Genomic DNA, 15100 nt, shown 5'->3' on the forward strand with positions numbered 1-15100 from the left:
GAGACGCTTTGCAACAGAACCGTATGTCAGTAACTCATACTCGATTTCCATCAAATTTGACTATTTTATTTTACTTCATTTTTAGCGGCAAACAAATCATTTAATGCTTCAGTCATGGTTGGATGAGTGTAAATTTTGTCACGCAATAATGTGTAAGGCAAGCCTACTTCAATCGCAAGACTTATGAGATTAATTGTTTCATAAGATTCTTCTGCGTAAATTGTAATACCAAGAATTTTGTCTGTCTCTGGATCAACCAAAGCTTTGAGTAATCCTTTAGACTGATTCAAGACAGCTGATTTTGGAATGGCTGTCGCAGCAAGTTTGAAGAGACGGTAATCGATGCCCGCTGCTTTAGCATCTTTTTCATTAAGGCCAACTTTAGACAAGGCAGGTGTGATAAAAACAGAGGTTGGTACATTTTTGCGGTCAGACAGACTCCGCTTACCATCTCCATAAAGGTTATTACTTACAATACGGAAATCATCAAGGGAAGTGTAAGTAAATTGTAAACCGCCATGCACATCCCCAAGTGCCCATACATTTTGAACAGTGGTTTCAAGTTTATCGTTGACCACAATTTCTCCACGTTGACCAAGTTGAATATTAGTGTTTTCAAGTCCAAGTCCAGCAGTATTGGGTTTGCGACCTGTTGCAACCAAAATTTTATCTGATAAGATTGAAACTTTTTTGCCTTCTTTATTTATTATTTCAACGCTATTGTCAGTAATAGCATCAATCTTCACGCCAAGCTTAAAGATAATCCCCCTAGATTCAAGGTCGGAACGAACCAACTTCGAAATATCTTCATCATCACGAGGAAGGAAGTTATCGAAAATATCAAGAACTGTTACTTTTGATCCGTAACTTGCAAACATTGAAGCAAATTCAAGACCAATATAACCAGAACCAATAATCGTCAAATGTTCAGGAAGCTGCTTCAAATCCATTAATTCAGTTGAAGTCACAACATTTCTACTGTCCACAAGTCCGGGAATTGGTGGCAAGACAGGTGTCGCGCCAGTATTGATAAAGATACGTTCGCCAATTAGTTGTGCAATGACTTCACCCTCAGCATCCATCACTTCGATTTCGTGATCAGAGACAAATTTTGCTTTGCCATCAATAACTTCAGCTGTTGCTTCATCTGCAATCATGTGATAATTTTTTAGATTCAAATTACCTGTAAGCATCGCTTTTTTTTCTGCAGCTTCTGTGAATTTCAAACCTTTTTCACCGTTGACAATCAAAAATTTTGATGGAATACAGCCGATGTTGATACAAGTCCCACCATACATTCGAGGTGATTGTTCAATAACGACGACACTTTCTCCTTTTACAGCAAGGAATTTGGCCAAGGTCTTTCCACCTTTACCAAAACCAACAACGATATTTTTTACGTCTATTTTTTTCATTTAAAAACCTCCAAATTTTAGTTTTGAACTAACTTATTATCCACGATAGATTTACCACAGTACCGAAGCTTTTAATTTTTTTAGTAGCTAGTTCATCAAATATTATTTTCATTTAATTTGCCTGTTTACCTATTGCTTCAAAGCTCTTCAAGAACTTTTGCTGTACTCATGGTGCGATCTGCAACAAATCCAAAATTTGTTATTGCTGCATCATAGGCTTCTTGACCAGGTGCTCCTGTTGCGTCAGCTGCAACGTGAACGTGAAAACCTGATTCTACAAGTTCACGCAAGTGTGAATCCACACAGAGATTTGCGTTCATTCCAGCCAAGATAACAGTATCAATGCCGTTTTTACGGAGTTGAAGCGCCAAGTCATTTGATTCGGGACCGAAGATTTTGTGGGGGCTTGTGATGATAGTATTTTCATCCAAGTAAGGTTTGAGTTCCTCCACGAAGTCTGCTCCTGAACCTTTCACTGTTTCTTGATACTGGTGTTCACGATGGAACATTTTATTATTCAACATCATTTGTTCGCCTTGACCACCAAATTTCCAGTTTTGGTCATGGTCGTAAAAGTAATGTGGTGAAATAAAGATTTTATAGCCTTTTGCTTTAGCATGTTTGAAGAGTTCTGTAAGATTCTCAGTGGTATGATATTTTCTGAGGATATCTTTTGTTAGACCATAGCCTGCACCTTTTGGTTTGAGGAATTCGACTTGTGGGTCTGTAACGACGAATGCTGTATTTTTGTTATTGAACATTTTGTTCTCCTTTAAATATAAAATTTTTATGATAATTCTGTAATGAGTTGCTTAAGTATCCCCTTACCAAGAACGTCTATGAATGTTTGACAACTTTGCCATCTTTTTTGAACATCGGCAATGGGATATTCTCTCCGAATCGCATCGGCCTGCAAAATCTTGACTTTTTCTTTAGATTCAACTGCTGACATAAAGATTTACGTCGTATCACAGCAGTAGGCGGGGCAGAACCTGATCCGATAACTATCATATCCAATTTTTTCATTATTTTTCTCCCATTTTTTCAAAACTAGTTTTTAATAAATCAAAATTTGATTCCAGAACATTTAAATCTTGAGTCACTTTCAAGAGTAGAAGACTTCCTTGAATTTGAGCAATAATTGCATGTGCTGCAGGAAGATTTTGTTTCACCAGCAGTCCTGTTAAAGCTGATAGATTTTCCGCAATTTTTTTTTGTAAATCTGAAAATAGTTGTTCAAGAGGTTTTCTAAAATCCTCATCTAGGGCGGAAAGCTCAATAACGAGATTGCCTACAGGACAGCCGTAGTATATTTTTTTTGGCGCATGATCACTGTAAATCCAATCCAGCATCTCTTTCAAGTTTGCCAGTGGACTTTCATCTCTCGATAGGATTCCATTTAGCAAATGTTTTTGCCAAATTTTAACATGATTATCGATGACTGCTAGGCTAGCTTCTTTTTTTGAATCAAAGTAATAATAGAATTGCCCTTTGCCTGTCGCAGTTTCATCTAAAATATCATTAATAGAAGTCCCTGTATAACCTTTTTTATATATAAGCTGTTCTGTAGCCGTCAATATCTTTTCTTTCGTATTTCTCAAATTGTACACCTCCATATTTTTAGAAACAAATGGTTAGATTAGATTGTATCTAACAACATTGTTTTGTACCACTTGGTATAATTATATTAACATCTTCTTTTTTGAAATACAAACATTTTGTACCGAATAGTACAAAACATATCATTAACTGTGTCCTAGTATAAAAAATGATTTTGTTGTTGAACCTTATCATTTTGATAGATTTCAGTTCTTTGCATAGCATCAGAAGCAAAATTTAAAACTGTGCCCGGTTCTGTTGCAAAGTTTTCCAAAAAATCTATTTTAGTGTAAAATTGAGAAAAAAGACAGAGAGGACAGAGTAATGAATCATTTTAAAGGCAATCAATTTGGGAAATTGGTCGCAGGTTAAATCATGTTAAAGAAAATGATTTGGCACATGGTGATTTTATAAATTGGCTCAAAAAAATAAATATTGAAAGAACCGAAGCCCATAGATTTATGAAAGTTGCTAAGGAGCTTCCAAATGTTGCCAATTGTCAACATTTAAGTAATAGAGCGCTATATACTTGTCCAATCGTTGGACAACAGTCAAATATGATAACGTTGTCAGATAATAGAAGTCGACTTCCAATTTGTGAACGTACACAAATTTAGTAACGTTTCGAAATATCCAAATGTTTGTACGTACCAACATATCAAAAATAGAATACATACTCTAATTTAAGATAACACCAATATCAACCGACGTCGGTTGATTCTTCGCAAAACGAAGAATCACAAATACAATTTTTTGAATCTCTTCCAATTGGCACAATATCAAGCGCAATCACTCATTCCAGTGATCTAGACGTGCTTAGAATGGCAATCTCAACATTAAATATAACTTTATTAAATACTAATGATTGCATTAAAAATTGCTTTTTGAGATAATTGCTAAAAAAGAGAGGATTCTCAAATGGATAACAAAGATATAGAGCTGATTCAACAAATGGAAAACAAATATGACACTTTTATGCCAGTCTTAACTAATTTAATTGATAGTGTTGAAAAATTTAACTCAATTTACAATAACTATATTGAATTAAAAAATTTTTATGGTAGTGAAAAATGGTTTGAATATATGGAAATTGAAAAAATCCCAGTAAAATGTGGTGTTTTAACAGAAGACCAATTATTTGATATGATTGGTGATCATAATGAACTTCTTGGAGTATTACTTGACCTAACTTCAAAAATGTACAAAAATTTTTAAAAAAATAAGCACCACTTAAGGTGCCATTTCTTGCCTGCTGAACTCATTTTTAGTGACTTTTTATATAGTTTTGATTTTGTTTTATTTTCATCTAACTGTAAACCAAATCATCACAAACGCTTATATATCAATGAAGTTTACTGTAAATTTACACTGTTTAAATGCTAGGTTTAATTCTACAAATTTTTTAAATGTTTCGATTTTGAATTTTATTTCAGGTAAATTACTGGAAGAGTAAGTAGACCAGTCTTTAACGTCACTTCCAATTATAGCTAATTCTTTATGAGCATTAATAATTCCCATTGTTGCCAATTTTCCAGGTTCTAAAATTACGACGTAATCACTTAGTTTTTCTTCTAATCGATTTTTAAAACTAAAATCAATGGAGCGTTCTTTATCTTTATATCAAAGATTCAAATATCTTAAAAATGGTGCAGGATACACTACTTGATAGTTTTCGTGCTGGTCGTCGCAACTATACAATTTTCCAAGTTGGGAAAGCGACCTTGCTACGTGTGAGTGACGTCATGAAATTAAAAAAAACAGATGTCTTTAATCTTGATGGAACAGTCAAACAAACTGCATTTATTCATGATCAAAAAACAGGTAAGGGAAATACGTTATATTTAAAACCTGTCCAACAAGATTTAACGCTTTATCATGCATGGCTCATCCAACAAAATATGAATTCAGAGTGGTTATTTCCTTCAACCTCTCGTCCTGATCGTCCTATTACTGAGAAACAGTTTTATAAGATTATGGCACGAGTTGGTGATCTTTTAGGAATTAACTATCTAGGAACGCATACCATGCGTAAAACAGGCGCTTATCGGGTCTATACGCAGTCAAACTATAATATTGGTTTAGTGATGCATTTATTAAACCATTCAAGTGAAGCTATGACCTTAACGTATCTTGGATTAGATCAAGCTAGTCGAGAAACGATGTTAGACCAAATTGATTTTGGGTAATGAATGTTTAGAACTTAGTAGTCGTCCAAAAACGACTACTTTTTTTGTTGAATCGTCCTCGGACGATTCAATGCTTTTGACTTGTAAGAACAGGATTGAATGAAGCCATACTGTTCGCATATTTTTAGTGGATGAACAAACAAAATACGAGAGATTTTTTGTTCGTTCATCCATGGTTTTAGGAAAAAGAGGGACGATTTCGGAAGAAGAAAATCGTCTCTTTTTTTTCTTCTTTTTGTATGACAAAAAGAAAGATCTTTTGCCCATTTTATTTTTATAAAATGGGTAGGTGGCGTTTGCGTAAAGCAAATCGACAGAATCCAAAGGGGATAAAAGGGGAAAGTGAAACTGCCCCCTTTTCAAGCCACATTGTAATACAAGAACGTAGTAATTTGTATTACAATGTGATAGCTTGCAGTATTTATGATTTTATATTTGAGTAAGTTATTGATGGATCAGAAAAATGTATCACAAATTTAAACAAAGACTCACTCAATTAAGAGACGCTACTAGCATGAAATTTTGTTGTTGCGATAAGCAACTTCTGATACACGATTTTTAGCCATTACATCACTCGTTTTTAGAGTGATGTGTAAGTGCGCATTGACCTCGTTTTACTCGGTCTGCTGATAGCCACAAAACCAGTTTTTTTGTTATTGAATTGATTTAGCGGAATTTAGAGATCTTAGAAGCAGTTACGCCAAAACTGCCTTTAGATTGTTAAAGGGTTTTAGAACAACAGGTTATGCTTTTTTATCAAAAGAAGACTTTTTTGAATTACATGATATTCCTAAAAGCTATTGGAAAAAGTCAGGAGATATTGATAGGTATGTTATAAAGCCCATCAAAGAAGAGTTAACACCATTATTTAGAGGCCTAGATATTAGAAAGAAATATGGCAAGGGACGTGGAAAACCAGTAATAGGGTATTCATTTAACTGGAAACCAGAAAAGAAAGGCGCTAATGACTTCTCACAAGGTAAATTACAAGATGAACGACAAAAACTTTTCAATATTCAGCATAATAGTGAACTAACAGAACAGGAAAAATGGCGCGCTACTGATAAAGTTAAAGGATTACCACTAGGATCCACTGAAAAACAAGCATTGGCTGATAAACAGGCTGAACATGATAAAAAAATAAGAGATCAAGCAAGACAAGAAGCACTTGCTGAACTCCGAAAGGGGTTTGGAAATAATGCCTAAAACAATTAGAGAACTTGCTGACGAATTGAAGGTCTCTAAACAAACTATTCAATACCACTACCAAAGACTACCAACAAAGAACCGACAAAAAGATAGTCAAGGTACAAACATGATCAGCCTTACAGCTGAAAGGATTATTAGGGACAAGGTAGCAAAGACTTTGGTAGCAAAGACCCAACAAACAGGTAGCAAAAAAGTGACAAAGACTAGCAAAGAAAATAATGAGCTAATTGCCACTCTAAGAAGAGAAATAGAAGATTTAAAGTCTCAACGTGACAAACAGCTTGCTACCAAAGACCGACAAATAGATCATCTAACAAAATTGGTGGATCAGCAGCAACAATTACAATTAGCAACAGTAGCAGATAACCGTCGATTAAAAGATCATGTACAAAAGCTAAGTGGGCAACTAACTCAAAAAACTAACGACAACTTGTCGACCGGAAATGATCTTTTTAACATCCAAGATAAAAAAAGCAAAATAGCTAAACAGAAGATTGTTAAATCTGGTAGTAATAAAGATGGCATACACACAAATAGAGCTATTAAACGTTGGTGGAAATTCTGGTAAAAGTTAATGTAAGCCTTAAGGTTTCAACTAAAGCAATTACGGTCAACCATAACCATAGTATTGGATTGTCATTTTATTGGCTATAAAATAGTAAATCAGTGAATTTCATTACAAAAGGGCTCACAAAAAATTATTTTCTTCCTCCAAAATAGCGAGACGCTTTTCTAATTGCTTGACATCCTTTAACGTCTTTGATTGACCCTGAATCATGACTGGGGTAGCTTGCTTGCCCCAAATAGCAATAGAATCTTTTGAAGGTCCAAATTCTTCTGTTAATGATTTAAGTGAACGGCCTTCTTGGTGAAGGGCCTTCTTGGTGAAGTTTAACCAATGAATCTTTGAAATCTTGTGAATAACGAATTGACATAAAAATACTCCTATACTTTCATTTTACGGACTGAATAAAAATAGTCCATTTTTTTAGTATAAGAGCATTTTGTGTTGCACTTTAAATGAGGTGATCTTTTTGAATCTTTTAAGAAATTATAGCTGCTAATGCAGCACCAGTCCGAGAGTTTTTATCGTTTAGGCTATCTTTTGGATGACCTTCAAAACAAACTTGACCGCCGAATTTACCAGCATCGGGGCCCATATCGACTAACCAATCGGCTCGTGAAATTAATTTCAGATTATGTTCAATCAGAATTAATGTATTGCCCTTATCAACCAATCCTTCAAATAAATCGATCAATTGTTGAGTATCCTGTAAGTGCAATCCGGTTGTTGGTTCATCTAAGAAATAGATTCGGCCGGTATGATTCAATTCCATTGCTAACTTAACACGTTGCACTTCACCACCAGATAAAGTGGTCATCGACTGGCTAAGATTCAAATAACCAAGTCCAACTTGGTGGAGTAGACTAACCTTTTTGTAGATATCTGGCACATCTTTGAAAAACTCTAAAGTGTCGTTGATAGAAAGATTTAGAACCTCAGAAATATCTTTGCCATGATAAGTGTATTGTAGTGCTTCTTGGCTATAACGTTTCCCATGACACAACTCACATTCTTGAACGATTGGATCCATGAATGCCATCTCGGTGATCATCACACCTTTACCTTTGCAACGGGGACAAGCACCTTTACCGTTATAACTAAATAGTTGTGTTGAAACGCCATTGTTGGCTTTACTGAAAAGCTTTCGTAGAGGATTTAAAATGTTCAAGTAAGTTGCAGGTGTAGAACGAATATTCAAACCTACAGAATCCTGACTCAAATCAATATAGTCTTGATCAGAAACTTGTTGTTTGAAAGCTTGGACTAAAGTACTTTTTCCAGAACCTGCTGGTCCAGATATCACGGTCATTACACCTTGAGGGATTCTGGTAGATACGTCTTTTAAATTATGAGAAGTTACATGATTAACATTTAGCCAAGATTGAGGTTCACGAGGCTTTGGGAAAGTGATTTTTTCTCGTAACATTTTACCCGTAATCGTATCTGACCGTAATAGTTCGTCGTAGGTACCAGTGAAAGTTACTTGACCACCATTTTTGCCGGCTTGTGGTCCCATTTCCACGACATAATCTGCTGTCGAAATAATGGCAGGGTTGTGATCAACTAGGATAATGGTATTGCCATGTTCCTTGAGCTTTTTTAAGGATTGGGTAATTAATTTAATATCGTGAGGATGGAGTCCTACACTTGGTTCATCGAGTACGTAAACTAAATCGGATAGGGAACTCGTCAAATATTTGGCAATTTTAATTCGTTGAGCTTCTCCACCAGATAGAGTATCAGTTCCACGGCCAAGGGAAAGATAACCTAAACCGATGTCGACCAAAGCTTGAACTTTACTATGTAGTTCACGCACCATTGTTTTAGCCTTGGGGTCCGAGATATTATCCAAAAATTTTAGGACACTTACTAAATCCATATCGCTGACTTCTGCAATATTTTTGCCAGCAATTTTACCAGTTAGAGCCTTTTTGTTCAGACGTGTTCCATGACATACTGGGCAAGGTTTTCGAGTGACAATCTTTGATAAGGCAGCTTCATGATGACGACCTGAGGCACTATGAATAACAGAGCGAAGCATACGTGGAACTAGTCCTTCATATAATGCCGTACGGCCCCAATTTGCCGGTGGATTTTTTAATTTTTGTTGCGGAGCGTGCATGAATAAATCATATTCTTCATCGGTGTAGTCTTTAATTTTTTTGTCTAAATCAAATAATCCACTGTTGCCATATTCCTTCCAACGCCAAGTTCCCGGTTGAAAACCGGCAAAAGTCATTGCACCTTCATTGAGTGATTTATTAGGATCAATTAATTGACGTTCATCTACGTCGTCAACAAAGCCTAATCCCTGACATTTTGGACACATTCCCTGAGGTAGGTTAAAGGAAAACCATTCAGAATACCCAACCCAAGGCTGTCCAATTCGAGAAAACATCAAACGTAAGACGGAATAGATGCCGGTGTAGGTTGCCAGAGTAGATCGAGAATTACGACCAATAGGCTTCTGTTCAACCACAATTGCCACTGGTAAGTTGTCGATTCGGTTCACTTCAGGTTGACCGTATTTAGGCAAATATTGTTGGGTGAAACTAGGAAAAGTTTCATTCAATTCACGTCGGGAAACAGCGGCTAATGTATCAAAAACTAAAGAGGATTTACCAGACCCAGAAAGACCAGCAAATACAGTCGTTTTATGCTTAGGAATATCTAAACTGACATCCTTTAAGTTATTTTCTTGAGCTCCATGGATAGAGATAGTCCCATCTGCAAATAAATCAGTCATAAAAACCTCCAACAGTAAATTTATAATTCCATTATATATAGAAATCTCGTTTAACAAAAATAATCGGGTCTAGAATTTTTGGTGTTGGAAAGTATTTCCATTCCAAAAGTACTAGGCCCTAATTTAAAAAGCCATTGATAATGGATCAAAAACGGCCACTAGGGTATACTTGATTGTCCTTTTTAGTAAGTATTGATTTTTTGTGGTATACTGGGATTAGAAAATAGGACATTTAAGTTGGGCAAAATTAGAGTGGAGGTGTCAAAAATGAAATATATTATAGATGCAATCATAAGGGGAATTATTCCCTTTGTAATTATGAGCGGAATATCTTTAATAATGGTTTATCAGAAGTTGAACTCATTTCAAATAAAAAGTACTTTCCTAGTAGGAATAATTATTACATTAGTTTCAGCTGCTAGCGTGATTTATGAGATTGATAATTTAACTTTAACACAGCAATCTATTATCCACTTTTTTGTAATGCTGATAACAGTTTTTCCTTGTTTGATAATTAGTGGGTGGTTTCCATTGTCAAATATCTTTGATTTCTTAAAGTTATTGGCGATCTTCTTGGTAGTTGGCGTTGTTTTATGGATAATTTCATTTTTTATTTTTGGAAAGCTACTAAATAAGTAAGTTTAGCTTATATATTTGCTTGTGGAATTTAAAAAAACTTTTTTTAAAAAAGGAAAGATATTAATGACTAAAATAGGGTATGCACGAGTAAGTAGCAAAGAACAGAACTTAGATCGGCAATTACAAGCGTTACAGGGCGTTTCTAAGGTCTTTTCAGACAAATTAAGCGGTCAATCGGTCGAACGCCCACAATTACAAGCTATGCTTAACTATATTCGTGAAGGGGATATTGTTATTGTTACTGAATTAGATCGATTAGGACGAAATAATAAAGAATTAACAGAATTGATGAATCAAATTCAAATTAAGGGGGCAACCCTGGAAGTCTTAAATTTACCCTCAATGAATGGTATTGAAGATGAAAATTTAAGGCGTTTGATTAATAGCCTTGTCATTGAATTGTACAAGTATCAAGCAGAATCAGAACGAAAAAAAATTAAGGAACGTCAGGCACAAGGAATCGAAATTGCTAAGAAAAAAGGCAAATTCAAAGGTCGGCAACTGAAATTTAAAAAAAATGATCCACGTTTAAAGCATGCTTTCGATTTGTTTTTGAATGGTTTATCCGATAAAGAAGTTGAAGAACAAACTGGAATTAATCGCCGAACGTTTAGAAGGTATCGAGCAAGATATAACGTGACAGTAGATCAAAGAAAAAACAATGAAAAGAGGGATAGTTAATGAGTACGGTTATTTTAGCTGAAAAACCAAGCCAGGCATTAGCCTACGCAAGTGCTTTAAAACAAAGCACCAAAAAAGACGGTTATTTTGAGATCAAAGACCCACTATTTACAGATGAAACGTTTATCACCTTTGGTTTTGGGCATTTAGTGGAATTAGCAGAACCAGGTCATTATGACGAAAAGTGGCAAAATTGGAAACTTGAATCTTTGCCGATTTTTCCTGATCGATACGATTTTGAAGTTGCAAAAGATAAGGGAAAGCAGTTTAAAATTGTTGCAGAACTTCTCAAAAAGGCAAATACAATTATTGTTGCAACAGATAGCGACAGAGAAGGTGAAAATATCGCCTGGTCGATTATCCATAAAGCAAATGCCTTTTCAAAAGATAAAACATTTAAAAGACTATGGATCAATAGCTTAGAAAAAGATGTGATCCGAAGCGGTTTTCAAAATTTGCAACCTGGAATGAATTACTATCCCTTTTATCAAGAAGCGCAAACACGTCAAATTGCCGATTGGTTGATCGGCATGAACGCAAGCCCTTTGTATACGTTAAATTTACAACAGAAGGGCGTACAAGGTACATTTTCACTAGGACGTGTTCAAACGCCCACCTTATACCTTATTTTTCAGCGCCAGGAAGCCATAGAGAATTTTAAAAAAGAACCTTTTTTCGAGGTGGAAGCTAGTATAAAAGTAAACCAAGGTTCGTTTAAGGGCGTTCTAAGCCCCACACAGCGTTTTAAAACCCAAGAGGAGCTTTTAGCTTTTGTTTCTTCTAAACAAGCTAAAATAGGCAATCAAGAGGGCAGAATCGCTGACGTGCAAACCAAAGAGAAAAAAACGAATAGTCCTAGTCTGTTTTCTTTAAGTAGTTTGCAATCAAAAGTCAATCAGCTTTATAAAGCGACAGCGAGCCAAACTTTAAAAGCTATGCAAGGGCTGTATGAAGCAAAATTATTGAGTTATCCAAGAACAGATACACCATTTATTACAGAGAACGAATTTGCTTATTTAAAAGCGAATTTTGGCAAATATAGCGGATTTTTAGGACTTGATCTTGAAATGGTTCAAACAGAGCCTAGAAAGCGTTATGTGGACGGTAGTAAGGTACAGGAACACCACGCCATTATCCCAACAAAACAAGTACCTACCGAATCTGCATTAGCGAAAATGGACGATTTACAACGAAAAATTTATGCTTTAGTCGTTAAAACGACCGTTGCCATGTTTTTACCTGATTACTTGTATGAAGAAACCAAGATACAAACGAAAGTAGCTGATTTGCTGTTTCAATCGATCGGAAAGACACCAAAACAAGAAGGGTGGAAAATTCTTTTCAAACAACAAAATAAAGAAGAAAAAGAGGACGTTCAAACGTTACCCTTGGTTATCATTGGAGAACATGCCGAAGTTGACGTTAAGAGTGCCGAAAAAGAAACACAACCACCGAAAGCTTTTACAGAGGGTACATTATTAACTGCTATGAAAACGGCGAATAAAACGGTTGATGATGAAGAAGCAATCAAGATTTTACAAGAAGTTGAGGGGATTGGAACAGAAGCGACAAGAGCAAGCATTATTGAAGCCTTGAAACAAAAAGAATATATCCAAGTGATTAAGAATAAGCTTGTTGTGACTGAAAAAGGAAAATTATTGTGCCAGGCAGTTGAAAGTCAGCACCTTTTAACGAGTGCTGAAATGACGGCTAAATGGGAAACGTATTTAAAAAAAATCGGTAAAAGAGAAGGCAATCAAGAGAACTTTATTACGAATATCAAAAAATTCATTGTTCATTTACTGGAAGCTGTACCTAACGATATAGAAAAACTAAATTTTTCTGATTACCAGGAACAGAAAGAAAAAGAAGCAGAAAAAAGTATTGTAGGCAAATGTCCTAAGTGTGGCAACAATATTGTATTAAAAAAATCGTTTTATGGTTGTTCAAATTATCCTGAATGTAAGTTTACTTTAGCTGAACATTTTAGAAAGAAAAAACTAACCAAAACAAATGTAAAAGAATTACTAGAGGGAAAAGAAACTCTGGTAAAAGGAATCAAAAACAAAGAGAAAAAGCCCTACAATGCCGTTGTAAAAATTGGGGAAAAGGGATATATTGATTTTATATCTTTCTCAAAATAAATATAAAAGCCCTTTAAATAGGGCTTTTATATATTAATCACAAATCACTTATCACAAATCACAAGTGATTAATCACAAATCACTTGTGATTTGTGATTCTTAATGATACAATATTACTATACAAAAAAAGAATGGGGCGTAGTTATGGAGAAGGAAGAACTCAAAATACTTGAAGAATTAAGACGTATTTTAAGCAATAAAAATGAAGCAATTGTTATCTTGAATAATTACTTTAAAGGTGGTGTTGGAAAGTCAAAATTATCGACTATGTTTGCTTACTTGACAGACAAATTGAATTTAAAAGTTTTAATGATCGATAAGGACTTACAAGCAACATTGACAAAAGACTTAGCAAAAACATTTAAGGTTGAATTGCCACGTGTCAATTTTTATGAAGGACTGAAAAACGGAAATTTAGCTTCTTCTATTATTCATTTGACTGATAATTTAGACTTGATTCCTGGCACGTTTGATTTGATGTTATTACCAAAATTAACTCGCTCATGGACGTTTGAAAATGAAAGTAGATTGCTTGCTACTCTGTTGGAACCTTTAAAAAGTGACTATGATCTCATTATTATTGATACTGTACCAACGCCAAGCGTTTATACAAATAATGCAATCGTGGCAAGTGATTACGTCATGATCCCTTTACAAGCAGAAGAAGAAAGTACAAACAACATTCAAAACTATATTTCCTATTTGATTGATTTACAAGAACAGTTTAACCCTGGACTAGATATGATCGGTTTTGTTCCTTATTTAGTTGATACGGACAGCGCAACGATAAAATCAAACCTGGAAGAACTGTACAAAGAACATGAAGAAGATAATTTGGTTTTCCAAAATATTATCAAGCGAAGTAATAAAGTAAGTACCTGGTCTAAGAACGGCATTACAGAACATAAAGGCTATGACAAAAAAGTTTTATCTATGTATGAGAATGTATTTTTTGAAATGGTTGAGCGAATCATTCAGTTAGAAAATGAAAAAGAATAGAATCACAAATCACAAATCACTTGTGATTTGTGATTGTTGATGATAAAATAAGAATAAGAAGAAATAGAAAGAAGTGAGTGATTGTGGGAAACTTAGGCGCACAGAAAGCAAAACGAAATGATACGCCAATCAGCGCAAAAAAAGATATAATGGGGGATAAGACGGTTCGTGTTCGTGCTGACTTGCACCATATCATAAAAATCGAAACAGCAAAGAATGGCGGAAACGTAAAAGAAGTTATGGATCAAGCCTTAGAAGAATATATACGGAAATATTTACCTGACAAACTTTAAAAGGAGTGAAAATGAAATGGCAGTTACGTATGAAAAAATATTTGAAATTGAAATCATTAATGAGTTATCGGCAAGTGTTTATAATCGGGTATTAAATTATGTTTTGAATCATGAACTAGATACTAAAAATACTCGTTTACTAGAAGTGAATCTTTTAAATCAATTAGAAGTGGCACAAGAAGTTGATTTATTTCAACAACCATTTGAAGAATTACAAGCTATTCATGAGTATTGGCGGTCAATGAATCAATATTCAAAACAAATTTTGACAAAAGAGAAAGTGGCTTAACATGGCGAATATTACTGACTTCACCGAAAAGCAATTTGAAGATCGTTTAGAAAAGAATGTTGAACGACTAACTAAAAATAGACTAGCGGTTGAATCGCCAACCGCTTTTTTACTTGGTGGGCAACCAGGATCAGGGAAAACTAGTTTACGATCGGCAATTTCCGAAGAAACACAAGGAAATGTTGTTATCATTGATAACGATACGTTCAAACAACAGCACCCAAATTTTGACGAATTAGTGAAACTCTATGAAAAAGACGTAGTAAAACATGCAACATCCTATTCTAATCAGCTGGTAAAGCTTAATTAGGTTATATAAGCTTGAAAATAAAGGG

Annotated in this window: 15 protein-coding genes and 2 pseudogenes; 12 read left to right on the plus strand and 5 right to left on the minus strand. The window is 34.9% G+C overall.

Translation table 11 applies throughout. The annotated features are described in order from the left end of the window. Positions 1 to 65: 65 nt before the first annotated feature. From RV00_RS12315 to RV00_RS12330, 4 genes are all read right to left on the minus strand, one after another. Positions 66 to 1415, minus strand: a complete 1350-nt coding sequence (locus tag RV00_RS12315) for an FAD-dependent oxidoreductase (protein ID WP_071862896.1) — start codon at positions 1413 to 1415, stop codon at positions 66 to 68. Positions 1416 to 1552: 137 nt separating this feature from the next. Next, entirely contained in the window at positions 1553 to 2176 is a 624-nt protein-coding gene (locus RV00_RS12320; RefSeq protein ID WP_002355386.1) for a cysteine hydrolase family protein, read from the minus strand. A gap of 26 nt (positions 2177 to 2202) precedes the next feature. After that, the gene (locus RV00_RS16455) at positions 2203 to 2367 is read right to left on the minus strand and encodes a hypothetical protein (RefSeq protein ID WP_155443410.1); all 165 of its coding nucleotides are present in this window, start codon (positions 2365 to 2367) and stop codon (positions 2203 to 2205) included. A 73-nt stretch (positions 2368 to 2440) separates the two neighbouring features. Continuing rightward, the gene (locus tag RV00_RS12330; protein ID WP_071862898.1) at positions 2441 to 3031 is read right to left on the minus strand and encodes a TetR/AcrR family transcriptional regulator; all 591 of its coding nucleotides are present in this window, start codon (positions 3029 to 3031) and stop codon (positions 2441 to 2443) included. A 339-nt stretch (positions 3032 to 3370) separates the two neighbouring features. Here RV00_RS12330 and RV00_RS12335 point away from each other — a divergent pair, with 339 nt between their 5' ends. From RV00_RS12335 to RV00_RS12365, 5 genes and pseudogenes are all read left to right on the plus strand, one after another. Continuing rightward, on the plus strand, positions 3371 to 3631 hold the full coding sequence (locus RV00_RS12335) for a DUF3102 domain-containing protein (RefSeq protein WP_071862899.1): 261 nt from the start codon (positions 3371 to 3373) through the stop codon (positions 3629 to 3631). Between the two features lie 301 nt (positions 3632 to 3932). Continuing rightward, complete coding sequence (locus RV00_RS12340; protein ID WP_003107891.1) at positions 3933 to 4229, plus strand: DUF4298 domain-containing protein; 297 nt, start codon at positions 3933 to 3935, stop codon at positions 4227 to 4229. A 428-nt stretch (positions 4230 to 4657) separates the two neighbouring features. After that, entirely contained in the window at positions 4658 to 5200 is a 543-nt protein-coding gene (locus tag RV00_RS12350; protein ID WP_050884747.1) for a site-specific integrase, read from the plus strand. 666 nt (positions 5201 to 5866) lie between these two features. Next, positions 5867 to 6406: pseudogene (locus tag RV00_RS12360) on the plus strand (replication initiation protein); the annotation flags it as partial. Continuing rightward, positions 6399 to 6977, plus strand: a complete 579-nt coding sequence (locus RV00_RS12365) for a DUF536 domain-containing protein (RefSeq protein WP_071862900.1) — start codon at positions 6399 to 6401, stop codon at positions 6975 to 6977. The pseudogene RV00_RS12360 and the gene RV00_RS12365, both read left to right, overlap by 8 nt. Before the next feature lie 475 nt (positions 6978 to 7452). On the opposite strand, the gene RV00_RS12375 is transcribed toward RV00_RS12365, so the two are convergent. After that, a complete protein-coding gene (locus RV00_RS12375; protein ID WP_071862901.1) occupies positions 7453 to 9720 on the minus strand; it encodes an ATP-binding cassette domain-containing protein in 2268 nt (755 codons plus the stop codon). Positions 9721 to 9987: 267 nt separating this feature from the next. Between RV00_RS12375 and RV00_RS12380 the strand changes: the two genes are divergently transcribed. The 7 genes and pseudogenes from RV00_RS12380 to RV00_RS12410 form a co-directional block, all read left to right on the plus strand. Further along, complete coding sequence (locus tag RV00_RS12380) at positions 9988 to 10359, plus strand: DUF3021 family protein (protein WP_012477193.1); 372 nt, start codon at positions 9988 to 9990, stop codon at positions 10357 to 10359. Between the two features lie 63 nt (positions 10360 to 10422). Beyond that, positions 10423 to 11040: a recombinase family protein gene (locus tag RV00_RS12385; RefSeq protein WP_048602915.1), complete on the plus strand. Its 618-nt coding sequence runs from the start codon at positions 10423 to 10425 to the stop codon at positions 11038 to 11040. Next, entirely contained in the window at positions 11040 to 13184 is a 2145-nt protein-coding gene (locus RV00_RS12390; protein ID WP_071862902.1) for a type IA DNA topoisomerase, read from the plus strand. The genes RV00_RS12385 and RV00_RS12390 overlap by 1 nt, the downstream gene beginning before the upstream one ends. A gap of 102 nt (positions 13185 to 13286) precedes the next feature. Next, entirely contained in the window at positions 13287 to 14183 is an 897-nt protein-coding gene (locus RV00_RS12395; RefSeq protein WP_143141794.1) for a ParA family protein, read from the plus strand. A 77-nt stretch (positions 14184 to 14260) separates the two neighbouring features. After that, a complete protein-coding gene (locus tag RV00_RS12400) occupies positions 14261 to 14476 on the plus strand; it encodes a peptide-binding protein (protein WP_001835296.1) in 216 nt (71 codons plus the stop codon). A gap of 16 nt (positions 14477 to 14492) precedes the next feature. Continuing rightward, positions 14493 to 14765, plus strand: a complete 273-nt coding sequence (locus tag RV00_RS12405) for an antitoxin (protein ID WP_071862904.1) — start codon at positions 14493 to 14495, stop codon at positions 14763 to 14765. A gap of 1 nt (position 14766) precedes the next feature. Then, positions 14767 to 15066, plus strand: a pseudogene (locus tag RV00_RS12410) (zeta toxin family protein); the annotation flags it as partial. Positions 15067 to 15100 lie beyond the last annotated feature (34 nt).

Source organism: Enterococcus devriesei, assembly GCF_001885905.1.
Taxonomy (GTDB): Bacteria; Bacillota; Bacilli; order Lactobacillales; family Enterococcaceae; genus Enterococcus_A; species Enterococcus_A devriesei.

Bases quoted from the DNA above. Each gene is read 5' to 3' on its own strand.
- RV00_RS12340 (WP_003107891.1), top strand. From the start codon at position 3,933: ATGGATAACAAAGATATAGAGCTGATTCAACAAATGGAAAACAAATAT.
- RV00_RS12350 (WP_050884747.1), top strand. From the start codon at position 4,658: ATGGTGCAGGATACACTACTTGATAGTTTTCGTGCTGGTCGTCGCAAC.
- RV00_RS12385 (WP_048602915.1), top strand. From the start codon at position 10,423: ATGACTAAAATAGGGTATGCACGAGTAAGTAGCAAAGAACAGAACTTA.
- RV00_RS12380 (WP_012477193.1), top strand. From the start codon at position 9,988: ATGAAATATATTATAGATGCAATCATAAGGGGAATTATTCCCTTTGTA.
- RV00_RS12365 (WP_071862900.1), top strand. From the start codon at position 6,399: ATGCCTAAAACAATTAGAGAACTTGCTGACGAATTGAAGGTCTCTAAA.
- RV00_RS12395 (WP_143141794.1), top strand. From the start codon at position 13,287: ATGATACAATATTACTATACAAAAAAAGAATGGGGCGTAGTTATGGAG.
- RV00_RS12375 (WP_071862901.1), bottom strand. From the start codon at position 9,720: ATGACTGATTTATTTGCAGATGGGACTATCTCTATCCATGGAGCTCAA.
- RV00_RS12390 (WP_071862902.1), top strand. From the start codon at position 11,040: ATGAGTACGGTTATTTTAGCTGAAAAACCAAGCCAGGCATTAGCCTAC.
- RV00_RS12330 (WP_071862898.1), bottom strand. From the start codon at position 3,031: ATGGAGGTGTACAATTTGAGAAATACGAAAGAAAAGATATTGACGGCT.
- RV00_RS12315 (WP_071862896.1), bottom strand. From the start codon at position 1,415: ATGAAAAAAATAGACGTAAAAAATATCGTTGTTGGTTTTGGTAAAGGT.
- RV00_RS16455 (WP_155443410.1), bottom strand. From the start codon at position 2,367: ATGTCAGCAGTTGAATCTAAAGAAAAAGTCAAGATTTTGCAGGCCGAT.
- RV00_RS12405 (WP_071862904.1), top strand. From the start codon at position 14,493: ATGGCAGTTACGTATGAAAAAATATTTGAAATTGAAATCATTAATGAG.
- RV00_RS12320 (WP_002355386.1), bottom strand. From the start codon at position 2,176: ATGTTCAATAACAAAAATACAGCATTCGTCGTTACAGACCCACAAGTC.